Source organism: Aliagarivorans marinus DSM 23064 (assembly GCF_000429485.1).
GTDB lineage: Bacteria > Pseudomonadota > Gammaproteobacteria > Enterobacterales > Celerinatantimonadaceae > Aliagarivorans > Aliagarivorans marinus.
Genome location: NZ_KE386908.1, coordinates 120,389 through 134,488 on the forward strand (window position 1 = coordinate 120,389; position 14,100 = coordinate 134,488).

General features: G+C 56.4%; 9 protein-coding genes. 4 read left to right on the forward strand and 5 right to left on the reverse strand.

Annotation, left to right across the window (positions count from 1 at the left end; all coding sequences use genetic code 11):
- Positions 1-69 precede the first annotated feature (69 nt).
- Positions 70-1,953, reverse strand: coding sequence for a putative ATP-dependent zinc protease (locus G461_RS0118150; protein WP_026972914.1), 1,884 nt, complete (start codon positions 1,951-1,953; stop codon positions 70-72).
- A gap of 251 nt (positions 1,954-2,204) precedes the next feature.
- Between G461_RS0118150 and G461_RS0118155 the strand changes: the two genes are divergently transcribed.
- The 3 genes from G461_RS0118155 to G461_RS26550 are packed head-to-tail and all read left to right on the forward strand — an operon-like array spanning position 2,205 to position 7,360.
- Positions 2,205-3,536: an efflux RND transporter periplasmic adaptor subunit gene (locus G461_RS0118155; RefSeq protein WP_026972915.1), complete on the forward strand. Its 1,332-nt coding sequence runs from the start codon at positions 2,205-2,207 to the stop codon at positions 3,534-3,536.
- A gap of 2 nt (positions 3,537-3,538) precedes the next feature.
- Positions 3,539-6,751 carry an efflux RND transporter permease subunit gene (locus G461_RS24735; protein WP_051333674.1) on the forward strand — a complete coding sequence of 1,071 codons (3,213 nt, stop codon included), beginning with the start codon at positions 3,539-3,541 and terminating at the stop codon, positions 6,749-6,751.
- 3 nt (positions 6,752-6,754) lie between these two features.
- The gene (locus tag G461_RS26550) at positions 6,755-7,360 is read left to right on the forward strand and encodes a TetR family transcriptional regulator (RefSeq protein WP_026972916.1); all 606 of its coding nucleotides are present in this window, start codon (positions 6,755-6,757) and stop codon (positions 7,358-7,360) included.
- Between the two features lie 78 nt (positions 7,361-7,438).
- Here G461_RS26550 and G461_RS0118170 read toward each other — a convergent pair whose 3' ends face one another.
- Both G461_RS0118170 and G461_RS0118175 read right to left on the reverse strand, forming a co-directional pair.
- Entirely contained in the window at positions 7,439-8,290 is an 852-nt protein-coding gene (locus G461_RS0118170) for a translation initiation factor eIF-2B alpha/beta/delta subunit family protein (RefSeq protein WP_026972917.1), read from the reverse strand.
- Between the two features lie 406 nt (positions 8,291-8,696).
- Positions 8,697-9,584 (reverse strand): sulfite exporter TauE/SafE family protein, encoded by an 888-nt coding sequence (locus tag G461_RS0118175; protein ID WP_051333675.1) that lies wholly within the window; start codon positions 9,582-9,584, stop codon positions 8,697-8,699.
- A 175-nt stretch (positions 9,585-9,759) separates the two neighbouring features.
- On the opposite strand from G461_RS0118175, the gene G461_RS24745 reads away from it, so the two are divergent.
- Complete coding sequence (locus G461_RS24745; protein ID WP_051333676.1) at positions 9,760-11,244, forward strand: sigma-54 interaction domain-containing protein; 1,485 nt, start codon at positions 9,760-9,762, stop codon at positions 11,242-11,244.
- A 45-nt stretch (positions 11,245-11,289) separates the two neighbouring features.
- Here the strand turns inward: G461_RS24745 and nfo are convergent, their stop codons facing one another.
- Together nfo and G461_RS24750 are read right to left on the reverse strand one after the other, a co-directional pair.
- Positions 11,290-12,135 (reverse strand): deoxyribonuclease IV, encoded by an 846-nt coding sequence (gene nfo / locus G461_RS0118185; protein ID WP_026972919.1) that lies wholly within the window; start codon positions 12,133-12,135, stop codon positions 11,290-11,292.
- A 137-nt stretch (positions 12,136-12,272) separates the two neighbouring features.
- On the reverse strand, positions 12,273-13,808 hold the full coding sequence (locus G461_RS24750; RefSeq protein ID WP_051333677.1) for a cellulase family glycosylhydrolase: 1,536 nt from the start codon (positions 13,806-13,808) through the stop codon (positions 12,273-12,275).
- Between the last annotated feature and the right edge of the window lie 292 nt (positions 13,809-14,100).

Here is a 14,100-nt window from a genome sequence, read left to right on the forward strand (position 1 = left end):
CCGTCGCGTGAGTAAGCTTGCCAACCAGCATACCGAAAGGGTACTGGTTGGCAAAGTGAACATTGGTTGCTATTGCTCGGTTAGCAGGAACTGCTCGTTGCTGCCTACTACCAAGCCGTGGCGTAGGAAGTTCTTGCCGAGGATCATCGGGTACTCAAAGCGCGAGCGATCCTGTAGGTTGACTTCGACACTGTGCTCAATGGGTCCGAGCTTGATGTCTAGCTCTACCACGGGGCGCTCGGCGGCAGTCTCACCGGCGCGGGCACGGATGCGCATGATCCGCTTGACCGGTTTGGTGAATTCTCGGCTGTTGCCAAAGTGGTCGCGATAGCTAAAGCGTACCCACTCCTCACCGTTGCGTTGGAAGCGCTCGATATGGTCGGCATGCACCGAGCTGACATCGGCGCCGGTATCCAACTTGGCCGGGAAGCTCATCCCTTCCAGCTCCACTTGCTCGATGTATCCGGCGCGGTATTGCTCCGTCAGCGCCAAGCGCTGCTCACGACGCACGTTTACTACCACCGAGTGCTCATCGCTCAGGCCGCGGCCAATCCGTAGCATTGAGGGGCTGCTGGCAGCCTCGCTCTGCTGCAGCGCGACTTCCGTTTCCAGTAGCTGCTCGCCTAGCTGCAGCTCGGCATCGATGACCGGGCGGCTCTCTTTACCCACCGCAATGCGTTTTAGCTGCGGTGACACGCGCTCATGGCGCTGTCCTTGGTTGTCCGTGAGCAGATAGCTGACCTTGCGGCCCTTGCCACTGCCGCTACTGACGATATTGCTGACATCTAACAGCGGCGTGTTTACCCCGGTCGCAGGCTCTGCGGTGACCGGCTGGCCATCGACCAGCAAGGTCTCGAGGTTACTGATCTCAATGGCTTGCGGGTTGTCGATGGCAAAGCTCGACCAGCGCATATCTTTCTTGGCGATAAACTTCTGATCGAGGGCAATCTGGTAGTGCTGGGCTTGCGCTTCCAGACCGAGACGAAGCTGGGAGGACAGCTTGCTGCGGTCCTTCAGATAGACCAGAAGATGGTCAGGTTCGGCGCCGGCCTTATCGGGCGCTTGCCAATAAACCGGGATGTACACCATCGGGTAGCTGGCATTGCTAAAGTTGAGCATCTTGTAGAGTGGCAGCTCTAAGGTTTGCGGCTTGCCTTTGGTGCCTTCGCTGGTGAAGTTGACTGTGCCGGCCTGCTCATCAACCACCACATTCATGGCATGTAGCATGCTGTGGCGACTGGAGAAGGTGTAACTGACGTTCATCGGCATGCCCTCAAACCACGCCTTCTCTTGACGACCTAACATGCGCGCCTGTGCCTGCTCTCCCAAGTAGTCGGCACCGGCATCCACCCAGGCGGCATCTGCCAGGTAGCTCTTGCCAATCAGTACCGGGTAGCTGAAGCGGCTGCGGTCGGTTAGGTTGATGTCGGTAAGCGCTCGCTTACCGCCGATATCTAGCTCTAAGCGAACCACTGGGCGGTACTGGCTCTCGTCGTCACCGCGGCCTTTGATCAGGCTTAAGCGGGCCAATGGTTTGGTCAGGCTTACTCGCTCACCGCTGTGAGGGTTGACCAAGGTGAAGCTGACGGTGGCGTTAATCTTGCGCTGGTCATTGTCGAACTCTTCCAGCCACCAAGAATCTTCTACCTTGCCGTAGTGCTCGCCAATCGCCTTCATCAGGGCTTGATCGCTGAGCTCGCTGAACAGCGGATTGCTGCTGTTCACATGGATATCTTCGGCGTGCATCGAGGTGGTTTCGGCGCCGGTGTCGATCTTGCCGGTGAGCGGCGCGCCGTTTAGCTCGGGGAGTGTGGGGAAGCGAATAAACTCGGTACGCCCCAGCACGATGCGCTGGTCACTTGGCTGTGGTTGAACTGAGCGGCTGGCGGCCTCGCTCGTAACAGTTGCCACGCTTACCGATAGGGCAAGCACCAGCATCCACCATGGCTTCATTGAGTCTCTCCAAGGATAACTAGTTGATAATTTGATGGTATAGCAGCTTTGACCAAGATAACACGGCAAATTGTCCGGTTTTGAGTAGCTGCTACTTAGTTGCGCTGTTTCGCCCTGAGTAAGAGTACAAAGCCCGCTAATAGTTGCATGATAGCGCTGGCAATTAGTCTGGATTTTGATATGGCTTAATTATACATACAAGGATGTATGTATAATTCCTGGCGTTTCTGATTAAGTAGTGAGAGAGCGCTATGGCGAGCTTGTTTACGCGTCTGCCCGGCTGGGCTAAACGCATGCCGTTGTTGTTGATTGTATTGGGCTTGCTGGCTCTGGTGATGGTGCGCTATGTGCGACTGCTAAACCAACCGGCGATGGCGCAACGCCAGCTGCCGATTGCCAAGGTGGAAGTGGTAACGGTGCAGCCCGAGTCGATCAGCCGTTGGGTCTTCTCCGAGGGCACCATCAAGGCCAAGCGTAAGGCCTTCCTCGACTTTGAGTATCCCGGCAAGGTAGTGGCGATTGGCACTCAGCAAGATGGCACCGAACTGCGCGCTGGCTCGCGGGTGTTTGGCCCGCAGGGCGAGCTTAACCATGGCCAGCTACTGGCGCAGATCGACAGCCGCGATAACAGCGCGGTGGTCACCTCGCTGCAATCGCAACTGCAAGCCGTGGCGGCGCAGCGGCGCGAGCTAGAGGCGCGATTGCTGCAAGCGCAGAACGAGCGCACCCTTAATCAGCAAAACTACCAGCGAATGAAAGAGGTGCATCAGCGCGGGCTGATCTCCCAAGACGAGTTCGACCGGGTCAACACCGCCTGGCTGAACGCCCAAGCCTCGGTCACTGCCGCCGAAAGCGCACTCGCCGCAATTGATTCCGAGGCCAAGAGCCTGAGCGCCGAGCTAAACCGCGCCACCATCAGCTTGGAAAAAACCAGCCTGTTTGCTCCCTTCGATGGGGTGATCTCGGCAATGAACATCGTCGAAGATAATCACTACTACCTGCCGATGAGCGCTGCCAGCGACCGCGAACGTGAGCTGAGCTCGGCGATTGTGGTGGTCGATGACAGCGAGCTAGAGGTACGCCTCGAGATTGCCGGCCGCGATGCCGACCTTATCGAAGAGGGCCAAACCGTCTGGCTGGCCAGCGACGATCAGCAGCTTTATCAGGCGGCACTGCAGGAGGGGGAAGTGCAGGACAGCGAAACGGCCAATGTCCATCAAGGCCGGGTGTGGTCGGTAAGCCCAGCCTTTAATCTGCAGCAGCGCTCGCTCACTGTAAAAGTGCGCCTGTCCCAGCAAGATGGCCGGCTGCGTGATGGCCAGTTTGTGCGGGTGTGGATCGCCGCACAGAACAAGCCGGAGGTGCTGGCGCTGCCACTACATGCGCTGAGCTTTAGCGGTGCTGATGCCTTTGTGTTTGTGGTGGATGAGCAGATGCGCGTCACCACCCGCGATGTCGAGCTAGGTATACAAGGTCTGAATAAGGTTGAGGTTACCAACGGGCTACAAGTCGGCGATACTGTGGTGACTCGTGGTCAGCATCTGCTGGTCGAGGGCGCTCAGGTTAATCTGGTGGAGCGCTAGAGATGCAGCGACTCAGCAAAAAACTGTTTGTTGAAACCCAGCTGGCCAAGCTGCTGCTGGGAATGGTGCTGTTGGTTGGCGTGCTCGCCTACAACGGCATGGTGCGCGAGAACTATCCCGATCTGGAGATCCCCTCGGCGATTGTGCTGACCTACTGGCCGGGCGCCGCGCCGGAGCAGGTGGAGAAAGAGGTCACCAAGCACTTAGAAGATGAGATTCTGGCGCTAAAAGGGCTGAAGACCTTCTCCAGCGGTTCCTACAACTCCTTCTCGGTGGTCGCGGTGGAGTTCGATGCCGATATGCCGATGCTCGAGGCGATGCAGCTACTGCGCGACGCCATCGACAAGGCCGAGGCAGAGTTCCCCAGCGGCGCTGGTATTGAGAAGCCGGAGATTGAAGAGATGTCGGTCTCCAATATGCCGGTGATCTCTTGGTCGCTAAGTAGTAACGCAGGGAGCGGCGAGGTCGACGACCTGCTGCTCACCGATACCGCTAAGCGGGTCGAGCGCGCCTTCGAGCAGCTGCCGCTGGTGAAAAAAGTCGATATCGTCGGGATGCGCGAGAAGAGCCTGCATGTGCGGCTCGACCCGTCGCGTTTGCGCGAGTTAGGCATATCCCCACTGTTGGTGCGCGAGCGTATTCAGGCGGCCAACTTGGATATGGCCTGGGGCGAGTTTGAGGCCCAAGAGAATACCTTCACCATGTATCTGGCGGGGCGCTTTGAGCAGGTGCAGCAGGTGGAACTGCTGCCAATATTGCGCTTGGGCGAGCGTACCGTGCGCTTGTATGAGCTGGCCGAGGTGGACTTGCGCCTCGACCGGGAGCGCAGCCGCACCTACTTCAGCATCGGTGGCGAGCCCTTCCAGCGTGGCGTTACGCTGGATGTGTTGAAGCGCCCCGGCGCCGATACCTTTGCTGTGATCGACTCCACCATCGCCCTGGTCGAGGAGCTGCAAAGTCAGGCCGACTGGCCGCAGGGCCTGAGCATGACCCACATCAACGATGACGGCGAGCTGATTGAGCAGGCCTTTAACGATATCTCCAGCTCGATGCTGCAAGCGGTGGTGATCGTGTTTGCAGTACTGATGCTGCTGCTCACCTGGCGTGAGGCATTGATCGCCGGTTTGGCACTACCGGTAACCATGCTGGCAGTGCTCGCCACTATGGGCGCGCTGGGCTACAGCTTTAACTCGATGATTATGATCGGCATGGTGCTAGCACTCGGCCTGATGGTGGACGTGTACATCTTGGTGATGGAAGGGATGCACGAGAACCTGTTTGTTCGTCAGCTCAGCTTCGCCGAGGCTTCCATGGCCACGGTCAAGCAGTTTGCCCTGCCGGCTACCGCCGGTCAGCTCACCACGATTTTGGCGATGGTGCCGATGATGATGGTGGGCGGCATCGACGGCAAGTTTATCCGCATCCTGCCAATCACCATTACTGTGACCTTGCTGCTCAGCCTGTTTGTTGCCTTCCTGGTTTGCCTGCCGCTGTCGCGCTATATGCTGGAGAAGAATGCCGCCAACAGCCAGCCGCTGCTGATGGACAAATTCGCCGAACGGGTGCGCGAGGGCTTGAGCAACTGGCTAAGCCGCTGGGTACTGGCCAGCCGTGTGCATGCCTTTCTCTGGAGTGCAGCGGCGTTTTGCCTGTTTGCCTTTAGCCTGCACATCGCGGGTCTGTTGCCCTCCGAGATGTACCCAGAGGCGGATGACCGCAAGATTGGCGTGTCTATTGAGTTAGCCCCCGACGCCACCTTGGCCCAGTCGCAACGTGTCGCCGATAAGGCTGGCGAGTTCTTACTCGAGCAAGACTATATCGAGAAGATCATCGCCTACGTGGGCGCCAAGAGCCCAATGACCACCGCCAACCTCAACGATGCACTGCTGCCGAGCGAGGCTTGGAATCAGGTGGGATTCAGCCTGACTCTGCTGCCCAAAGACCAGCGCGATAGCCTGTCGTTTGAATACTTAGAGCCGCTGCGCCAAGGGCTGGACAAGGCCTTGTCCGACGAACCAGGACTGACGGTGAAGCTGGTGCACATCGGTGGCAACCCCGATACTGCGGCACCGATCCAGATCGACTTAATCGGTGCCGATTACAATCAACTGATTCACTTAGCGGCCGAGGTTAAGCGTCAGCTACAAAGCATTCCCGGTAGCAGCGATGTAGCCGATAACCTAGGGCCGGCCCTAAACGAGATCCGCTTCTTCCCGCGCCATGAGATGCTCAGCTTCCACGGTATCAGCGAGGCCGAGCTGGCCCAGCAGATCCGGGTCGCCATGGAAGAGGATGAGATTGGCCACTTTAAGGTGGAAGGGGTGGAAGACGACCCGAAAATCCGCCTCAGTATGTTGTGGCCCAGCCGCTTGGGTAGCCAAGGTGGGCCAAGGCATATCGCCGAGCTAAACCAGCTGCCGATCCTCAACCAGCAGGGGCGGGTGGTACCGCTGCGCGAGCTGGTGGAGTTTCAGGTACAGCCGACCCCGCGGGTATTTGTCCACCGCGAGGGGCAACGCACCGTAACTGTCACTGCACGGGCGGAGGGGCGCACCGCCGCGGAAGTGGTCGCCGACATGCAAGAGGTGATGAGCGAGCTGAGCGAGAGTTGGCCGGCGGGCTATCGCTACGCCTTTGGCGGCGAGGTGACCAAGGCCGATGAGAGCTATGGGCAGATGGGGATCGCCTTCTTGGTGGCGATGGGCTCGATCTTTGTGTTGCTCAGCCTGATGTTTAACTCCTTCGCCCAGCCGCTGATCATTATCTTGGTGGTGCCACTGGCGATGATCGGTACCTTCTTTGGGTATTTCCTCACCGGCACCGTGATGTCCTTCTCCGGGCTTATCGGCATCGTCTCCTTGGCCGGTATTGCGGTGAACAACGGCATCGTGTTGGTGGATACCATGAACCAGCATCTGCGCCGCGGCGAGAGTGTGGCTCAGGCCGCCAGCTTGGGCGCGGCGGATCGCTTGCGGCCGATCCTCAGCACCAGCCTAACCACCATCTTGAGCCTGCTGCCGCTGGCCTATAGCGACCCGCAGTGGTATCCGCTGTGTATGGCGATTGTCTATGGTTTGGTGGCCTCAACGCTGATCTCCTTGGTGGTGATCCCGGCGTTTTATCTGCTCTTAACCAAGCCTGAGGTAACTAAGCCCGTATCCAAGCAGGATCAACAGCCACGCAGTGAATCAAACGTCGAAATAGAAGGAGTTTAATCGATGGCGCGACGTACCAAACAAGAGGCCGCCCAGACCCGGGTAGCCTTGTTAGCTGCTGCAACCGCCGTGTTCGCCGAGAAAGGCTTGGCTAAGACCACGCTGGCGCAGATCGCCAGCCATGCCGGGCTGACCCGTGGTGCTATCTATTGGCACTTTGAGAACAAAGCGGCACTGGTCTGCGCCTTGTGGGATCAGCTACTCGAGCCCTATGGCGAGCTGTTCAATGAGATTGGCATGCGCACCCCTGCGGAGCTGCCCCAAGGGATGATGTTGATAGCCGAACGCCTGCTCCGTCAGCTGCTCGACGACCCGCAGATGCAGGCCTTGGTCAAGGTAAGCTTGCAAGCCCATGGTGACGATGAGTTTTTGGCGCATACTAAAGCCCAGCGCGACGAAGAGAAGCGCAAGATGCTGCTGGCCTTTCAGGCCATCGAAGCGGGCGGCTATTTGCAGGACTTTCACACGCCCTCATCGGCGGTGTTCTTGTATGTGGCCTTTATCAGTGGCTGCTTCGAGCGCTGGCATAGCGACCCGCAGAGCTACGATTTAGCTTGTGTGGAAAGCTTACTGGCGGGGATAAAAGTTAGCTTGTTCAAAGATAACTAAGGTTTAGGGCGCAAAAAAGCCAGCTTGGGGGCTGGCTTGATCTTAGGCTTGGCTTGGAATGAACTGGAGCTCGTGCTCCTAGTGGCGTTGACGTCGGTAACGTACGCCCAGCAGGCATAAGCCTAGGCCAAACATTGCCAATACACCCGGCTCGTTAACCGAGGTGATTCGGAATTCACCACCAATTTTTATGTTACGTATGGCGTCTCCGTTTTCTTGTAACACAAAGGCAACGTCTTCCCATGTACTAGTTTCCTCATCAAATTCTTTTGGAATGTTGAACTGATAGATCCATTCAATTTCGATATCTTCTAGCCAAAGATCATAAACGGATTGGATTTCTCCGTCCCAATTGATCATGAGGAAGTCACCGTCAAAAGCATCGCCTATATCCTCGAGATTCGAAAAGTCGAATACGCCTCGTAACTCGACATTCCCGGCATCAACGTATCCCGACGTAACGTTCATCTCCGCAATGCTCTTGTTACCATATGCTCCTGTTAAATCGAGCGCCAGAGTACCGGTCTGGTAGAAAGGAGCTGCTAATCCATTTGGAAGGCCAACATACTCACCGATAATTGGAGAGATAATGTTTACCGAAAGATCCCAGATATTGCTATATCCACCATCATTAACATTTAAGCCATTAGGTTCGAGTGAAGTTACTCTGCTTTCATCGGGCGACTTCCCTGGATCCATCTCATCGTAAGTTTGGATCCCGGCTGTATTTGGAACTGAGCACTTTTCCCCAACAGCTGAACAGTTGATTAAGTTTCCAGATATAGTTGATTGCACCCAAACATCTGCTTTCAAGTAATCGAAGCCATGTTCTTGAATACCATCGACATTGAAATAAAGCTGAGTTGCCTGAGCTAGGCCTGTTATCCCAAATAGTAGGGCTCCTAAGCTCAATTTAAATATTCCTTTCATGGTAAGTTCCCTTAGATTAAGCGTTCAAACAAACAGAGCGCATTACTCTTGGCAACTAGCAGGAACCGTACCATTCGTAAAAATCCATAATTTACATGTGGTTACGATCATTTATTAATGCAGTTAATAGGGTGGTGTAAAAGTTAATGGCAGCAAAAGCTGTAAATATAAAATGCGCATCATGTGAGGTGATGTACTATTTAGCTTTGTGATGTTTTCACCTTGGTTGTATCAGTAACAGCAGAATCAATTGGGAATAAACGGCTTAGGGGAGCGGGGAAGCCGCGTTTTCTACCCCTTTAGTGTAAATATTTCTGACAATCGATAGGGTAAGTCGGAATGAACGCACATCAAAGAAAGCACATCAAACAAGGGCAACTCAGCACAAGACTTGCCCCTTACCGCTCTACACAAACAGCTTGATGATCATCAAGCAGGCGAGGGTCAATGAGCAGATCCCCACCAGCCGACGCAGCAGCTGCTCTTTTAGCGCGCGTACGGAAAAGGTGGCCAGTGGTACTGAGCACAGGGCGCCAGCGCTCAACGGCAGGGCCAGGCTCCAGTCGATCTGCTCTAGCAGTAGCATGTAGGCCAGCAAGCCAACCAGGCAGGTGAGGGCCTCGCTAAATGAGGTGATCGCTACCGCTTTACGTGCCGAGATCCCCGACACCACTTGGCCTGAGGTCACCAATGGCCCATAGCCGCCACCGCTCACTCCCTTGTTAAAGGCTGCCAGAGTGCCGATGGCAAGGATATGTCCTAGGCGAAAGCGCAGTCGCTTGTTGGCGTTGAGCAGGGTAATCACGCCAGTAAGCAGGATGACGCCGGCGATAAACAGCGTTAGATGCTGCTTCGAGATGCTAACGGCGAAGCTCACCGCTACCACTGCACCCAGTACGCTAAGCAGCCCCAATAAGAATGCCACCCCGCGCGCTTGGCGATCGCCAAGGATATCGACATTGCCATCGCGATGGTGCATCAGTGTGGCGGCAATGCCGGTGAGCAGTTCACTCAGCAAGATACATGGCACCACTTGTAGAGGTTCGAAGCCGGCCAGCAGTAGCAGCGGGGTTAAGCTGGTGCCGTAGCCCATGCCCAGGCTGGAATCGATGTATTCACAGCAAAATGCAGCAAAGAAAACCAGCAGTAAGGGAGTTAGCTGGTGGGGATCGGCCAGTGTTAACCAACCATGCGCAGTGAGTGCCAGCAGGCAGGCTGTAATCAGTAGCAGGCTGAGTTGCACCCGTCTTAGGCGTAGCAGATGGCTGGGGAGGGTAAGCAGTGCAGTCGTCATAGGAGTTCCTTTTCGTCAGTGATTTACCCCATGACGAATCAAGCAACGTGCCTGTTTTTAACTATTGAATATAAAGACTATTTCTGGTGATGGTGATCGCCATCACCAAATATCGTAGAACTGCCTGCTATATTTGGTAGCTCATTAATGACTAACTACTAAATATGAGGGCGGTATGAAGCGATTCTCGGGCTTAGCCTTGGCCTGCTGGCAAAGCCTTGGTAAGCCCCACAGTATTATGCACTGTCTGCAGCAAGCCAGTTTGGGTCTGGCCAAGTTGCAAGGGCCTCTGCTGCTACAGGTGTTGCATTTTGATCGCCAGCAAGCAAGGCTGGAGTCGCTGTCTATAGATGGCCAGACAGCAAACCCATTCCAGCTCGCTATCAGCAAGCCGGCGTCACTTGATGCACTGACGCGCTGCGCTGAGCAACTACAGACTTTGCGAAATGAGCAGCTCCCTGAAGAGTTAAGCCTTGGCTTGGCGCAACCTACCTTGCTGCTGGGGCTCGGCGTGTATCGACAACAGCCCTACCTGCTTCGCCTGTCGTTGGCCAGTGCCATCAAGCCGGAGCCGAGCTTAGAGCAGGCGCTACAAGAAGTGGCAGAGCCCCTAGCGGCCTGCCTAAAGTTGCACTTGGATAGCGGCAGTCATGTGAGTGTAGCGCCGTTAGAAGACTCGTTGGGTGGCAGTATTGTTGGCGCGGAGGGCGGCTTGGCAGGGGTGGTGCAACAGGTTAAGCAACTGGCCAGTGTGCCTGCGCCGGTGATGCTGATGGGCGAGTCGGGCAGCGGTAAAGAGGTGATTGCCCGGGCCTTACACAGCCTGTCCACCCGTGCTGAGCAGCCGTTTATTCGCTGTAACTGCGGCGCTATTCCGCCCGAGCTTATCGACTCGCAGCTGTTTGGTCATGAAAAGGGCGCATTTACCGGCGCAACCAGCATGCATCGTGGTTGGTTCGAACGGGCCAATGGTGGCACCTTGCTGCTCGATGAAGTGGCCGAGCTGCCACTGGCCGCTCAGGTCCGCCTGTTAAGAGTGCTACAAGATGGTTGGGTTGAGCGAGTGGGTGGGCAAGCCCCCTTCAAAGTGGATGTGCGGATCGTGGCGGCCACGCATCGCAACGTGCCACAGATGATTGCTGAAGGGCGGTTTCGTGAAGACTTATGGTATCGCTTGGCGGTATTCCCACTGAGTATCCCACCGCTTAGGGAGCGGCTACAAGACCTACCTGAGCTGATTAGCCACTTCGCCGCCAAATCCTGTAAGCGCTTTGGCCTGCCGCCGCTGCGGCTGGCCGCCGAAGACTTACTGGCACTACAGGGCTATCACTGGCCGGGCAATGTGCGCGAGTTGGCCTCGGTCATCGACCGCGCTGCGCTGTTAGCCCAGAACGGCGTGCTCAACATCACGGCAGCCTTGGGGGTGGCAACGCTGCCTGCTGACACCGCTGCGCATGCTACTGGTTGCCCTTCCCAGACAAACGCCGAGCACGTCTGGGATCTCAACGAAGTGAACCGGCGGCACATCCAAGCGGCGTTGCTTCACTGCCAAGGGGTGGTAGAAGGTACTAATGGGGCGGCTCAGCTACTAGGGCTCAACCCCAATACCTTGCGCGCCCGGATGAAAAAGCTTGGCGTCGATTGGCGGGCTTACAAGTAGTGCCCGCCATCACTCTTACCTTCGCCCTCACTCTCACTTATGCTGCTAGCTGTGCTGTAGCAGATACAGCGCGGCAATCTCCTCAGCCCAAATGGTATCGTCGATGGTTTCCAGCACCATCGGGATCCCATCAAAGCGTGGGTCTTGCATGATAAAGCGGAAGGCATCCCAGCCGATATTGCCCTGCCCAAGGCTGTGGTGGCGGTCGACCCGGCTGCCTAGGGTGCTCTTGGCATCGTTAAGATGCATACCGCGTAGGTACTCAAAGCCCACTACTTTCGCGAACTCGCTCCAGCTCTCGGCGCTCGCCTCCATGCTGGATAGGTCGTAGCCTGCGGCAAAGGCGTGGCAGGTATCGATGCACACGCCCACGCGGCGCTTATCTTCAACCTGCTCGATGATCTCGGCGAGGTGCTCAAAGCGCCAACCTAGGTTACTGCCTTGACCGGCGGTGTTCTCAATCACAGCGACCACATCGGGTACCTGCTGATGGGCCAGGTTGATCGACTCGGCGATGGTCGCCAAGCAATCTTGCTCGCTGACCTTGCGCAGGTGGCTGCCCGGGTGGAAGTTCAGCAGCGGCAGACCCAACTGGTGGCAGCGCTCCAGCTCGTCGATAAAGGCATTGCGGGATTTGCTCAGTGCCTCGGCCTCCGGGTGGCCGAGGTTAATCAGGTAGCTGTCGTGGGTAAGCACTTGCTCGGGGGCGATGCCTGCCTCACTGAGGTTCTTCTTAAAGGCCTGAATGCTCTTCTCGGTAAGCGGCTTGGCCTGCCATTGGCGTTGGTTCTTGGTGAACAGGGCGAAGGCTTTGGCATTGAGTTTGGCGGCATTAAGCGGCGCGTTCTCAACGCCACCGGCGGCGCTGACGTGGGCTCCCACATACTTCATGGTCGATCCTCTTAGAGCGAAGTTTAAAAACAAGCGCGCTATTTGAACCGGAATCGGGCTCACAAGCAAACCTTAATCGCCGCTATGGGCATCAAAAAAGGCCGCCATCTGGCGACCTTGTTGGGTTGGGTGGGAGATCAGTTGCAGGCCGCGTTAAAACGGCTGCTGTCTGCGGGGCTGTAATCACAGCTACCGCCGATTGTGCACTGATACAGGTTGTTGTTATAGCTGTTGCTGGCGTGGCTGAAGATCATAAACCAGCCACCGTCGTCCCATACCGAGGTGGGAATACCTTCTAGGCGGGCGTGCTCGGCGAGCGCTTGATACCAGGCGCGGATGTTATTGCAGTCCATCGCGCTCTTGTACTGGCCCCAGTCGGTTCCCCACTCACTGATGTAGATAGGCATGCCTTGGCCCACGCCATTGGCCCAGTTCTGCATGGTGGAGAAGGGGCCTTCCAAGTGCGAGCTGTTCCAGTCGGTCATATGGTTACCCTGACCATGGAAGGACCAAGGGTTGTAGTGGTGGAACGAGGCCATCAGGTAGCTGTCATCTCCGCCGCCCACAGCATCCAGATTCGGCCAGCTTATGGCCATCTCATGGGCGCCAAACCATTGGTTGCCGCCAATGACTACGATGCGGGTGGGGGTGTTAGCGCGGATCTTATCGTAAGCCCGCCCGGTCATATGCCGCAGGTTATCAGGCGACATCGCACCGCCGCCAGATAGGTGAGGCTCGTTCAGAACCTGGAAGATCAGGCGATGGCTGCGGTCTTTGAAGATATCGCTGATATCGCTCCATAGCTGTTCCAGCATGGCGGCGTTGTTGCCATCTTTGATGGCCGCTTCATGGTGGGCATTGATCACCACAAACATATCCTCGTAGCTCAGGGCGTGGTCCACGGTGTTAATCAGCTGCTGCAGGCGAGGGTGGTCGCGCTTTACTGTGCCGCTGTTATCTACCAGTGCTGAGCCGCCTATCGAGATGGTCCAGCTCACCGGGATACGCACATTGCGAAAGCCCTCGGCGTAGTAGGCATCGATTTTCTTGGATGCCGCTGCCAGAGTGGGCGAATGCTGATCGTTGTCGAACATCTGGCCAAGGTTAAAGCCGGTGCCCATCAAGGCTGCAGCCTCCAGCGCGGTGATTGGCTGATCGGGCATGGAAGCGCCGTTGTCACCTCCACCATCGCCGCCAGTATCGCCTCCACCGTTGTCACCTCCTCCATTGTCACCACCGCCGTTATCACCCCCACTATTGTCACCGCCCCCGTTATCTCCACCGCCATTCCCGCTTTCATCACAAACTGCGCCAGTAATTACGACCTGTTCTGCGCTGCTCGCGCCGTTGCTGCCGGTGATACCAAACTCGACGCTTTGCCCCGCAGCGATGGTGGCATTCCAGTTTAGGCTGGTGGCGCTGTAGCCATCAGTAGCGCTTAGCACGGCGTTCCAGCTAGAGCTTACCGAGGAGCCATCGCTGTACTGCCAGTAGACGGTCCACCCCTCGATGGCTTCGGTGCCGCTGTTGGTGATGCGGATATTGGCCTGGAAGCCTTGGCCCCAGTCGTTGGCTATTTCGTAGTCGCAGGTGGCCGCGGCTGCTGGTAAGCACAGCGGCAGGGTACAAGCTGCAGTGAGCATCGTGCGTTTCAGATTGAACATAAGCTTCATCTCCAGTTCCCTTGTCGATAGATAGTTGATGGGTCATTGCGGATAGATAACGCCATTGCTCTTTCTTTAAGGGCTTTGTCGATAAGCACTGCTCAAGCTATCTGATGCAAAGCGGGTCTCCAGGCTAACATTCTGTTTCTACTTGTTTTTAAGTCAGCAAGCGGTGGCTTTGCCAAGGCTGAAAGATCAACAGCATCTACACCATAGAACTGTTTTTAGAAGGGGTTAAGCGGTGAGACTGAGTTTCAAACTCTTATTGATTAATTTGTGATCAGTGGGTTGATGAAGAAGG

What these genes read in the sequence shown, in the direction of transcription:
- G461_RS0118150 (WP_026972914.1), bottom strand. Translation starts at nt 1,953, where the DNA reads ATGAAGCCATGGTGGATGCTGGTGCTTGCCCTATCGGTAAGCGTGGCA.
- G461_RS0118155 (WP_026972915.1), top strand. Translation starts at nt 2,205, where the DNA reads ATGGCGAGCTTGTTTACGCGTCTGCCCGGCTGGGCTAAACGCATGCCG.
- G461_RS24735 (WP_051333674.1), top strand. Translation starts at nt 3,539, where the DNA reads ATGCAGCGACTCAGCAAAAAACTGTTTGTTGAAACCCAGCTGGCCAAG.
- G461_RS26550 (WP_026972916.1), top strand. Translation starts at nt 6,755, where the DNA reads ATGGCGCGACGTACCAAACAAGAGGCCGCCCAGACCCGGGTAGCCTTG.
- G461_RS0118170 (WP_026972917.1), bottom strand. Translation starts at nt 8,290, where the DNA reads ATGAAAGGAATATTTAAATTGAGCTTAGGAGCCCTACTATTTGGGATA.
- G461_RS0118175 (WP_051333675.1), bottom strand. Translation starts at nt 9,584, where the DNA reads ATGACGACTGCACTGCTTACCCTCCCCAGCCATCTGCTACGCCTAAGA.
- G461_RS24745 (WP_051333676.1), top strand. Translation starts at nt 9,760, where the DNA reads ATGAAGCGATTCTCGGGCTTAGCCTTGGCCTGCTGGCAAAGCCTTGGT.
- nfo (WP_026972919.1), bottom strand. Translation starts at nt 12,135, where the DNA reads ATGAAGTATGTGGGAGCCCACGTCAGCGCCGCCGGTGGCGTTGAGAAC.
- G461_RS24750 (WP_051333677.1), bottom strand. Translation starts at nt 13,808, where the DNA reads ATGAAGCTTATGTTCAATCTGAAACGCACGATGCTCACTGCAGCTTGT.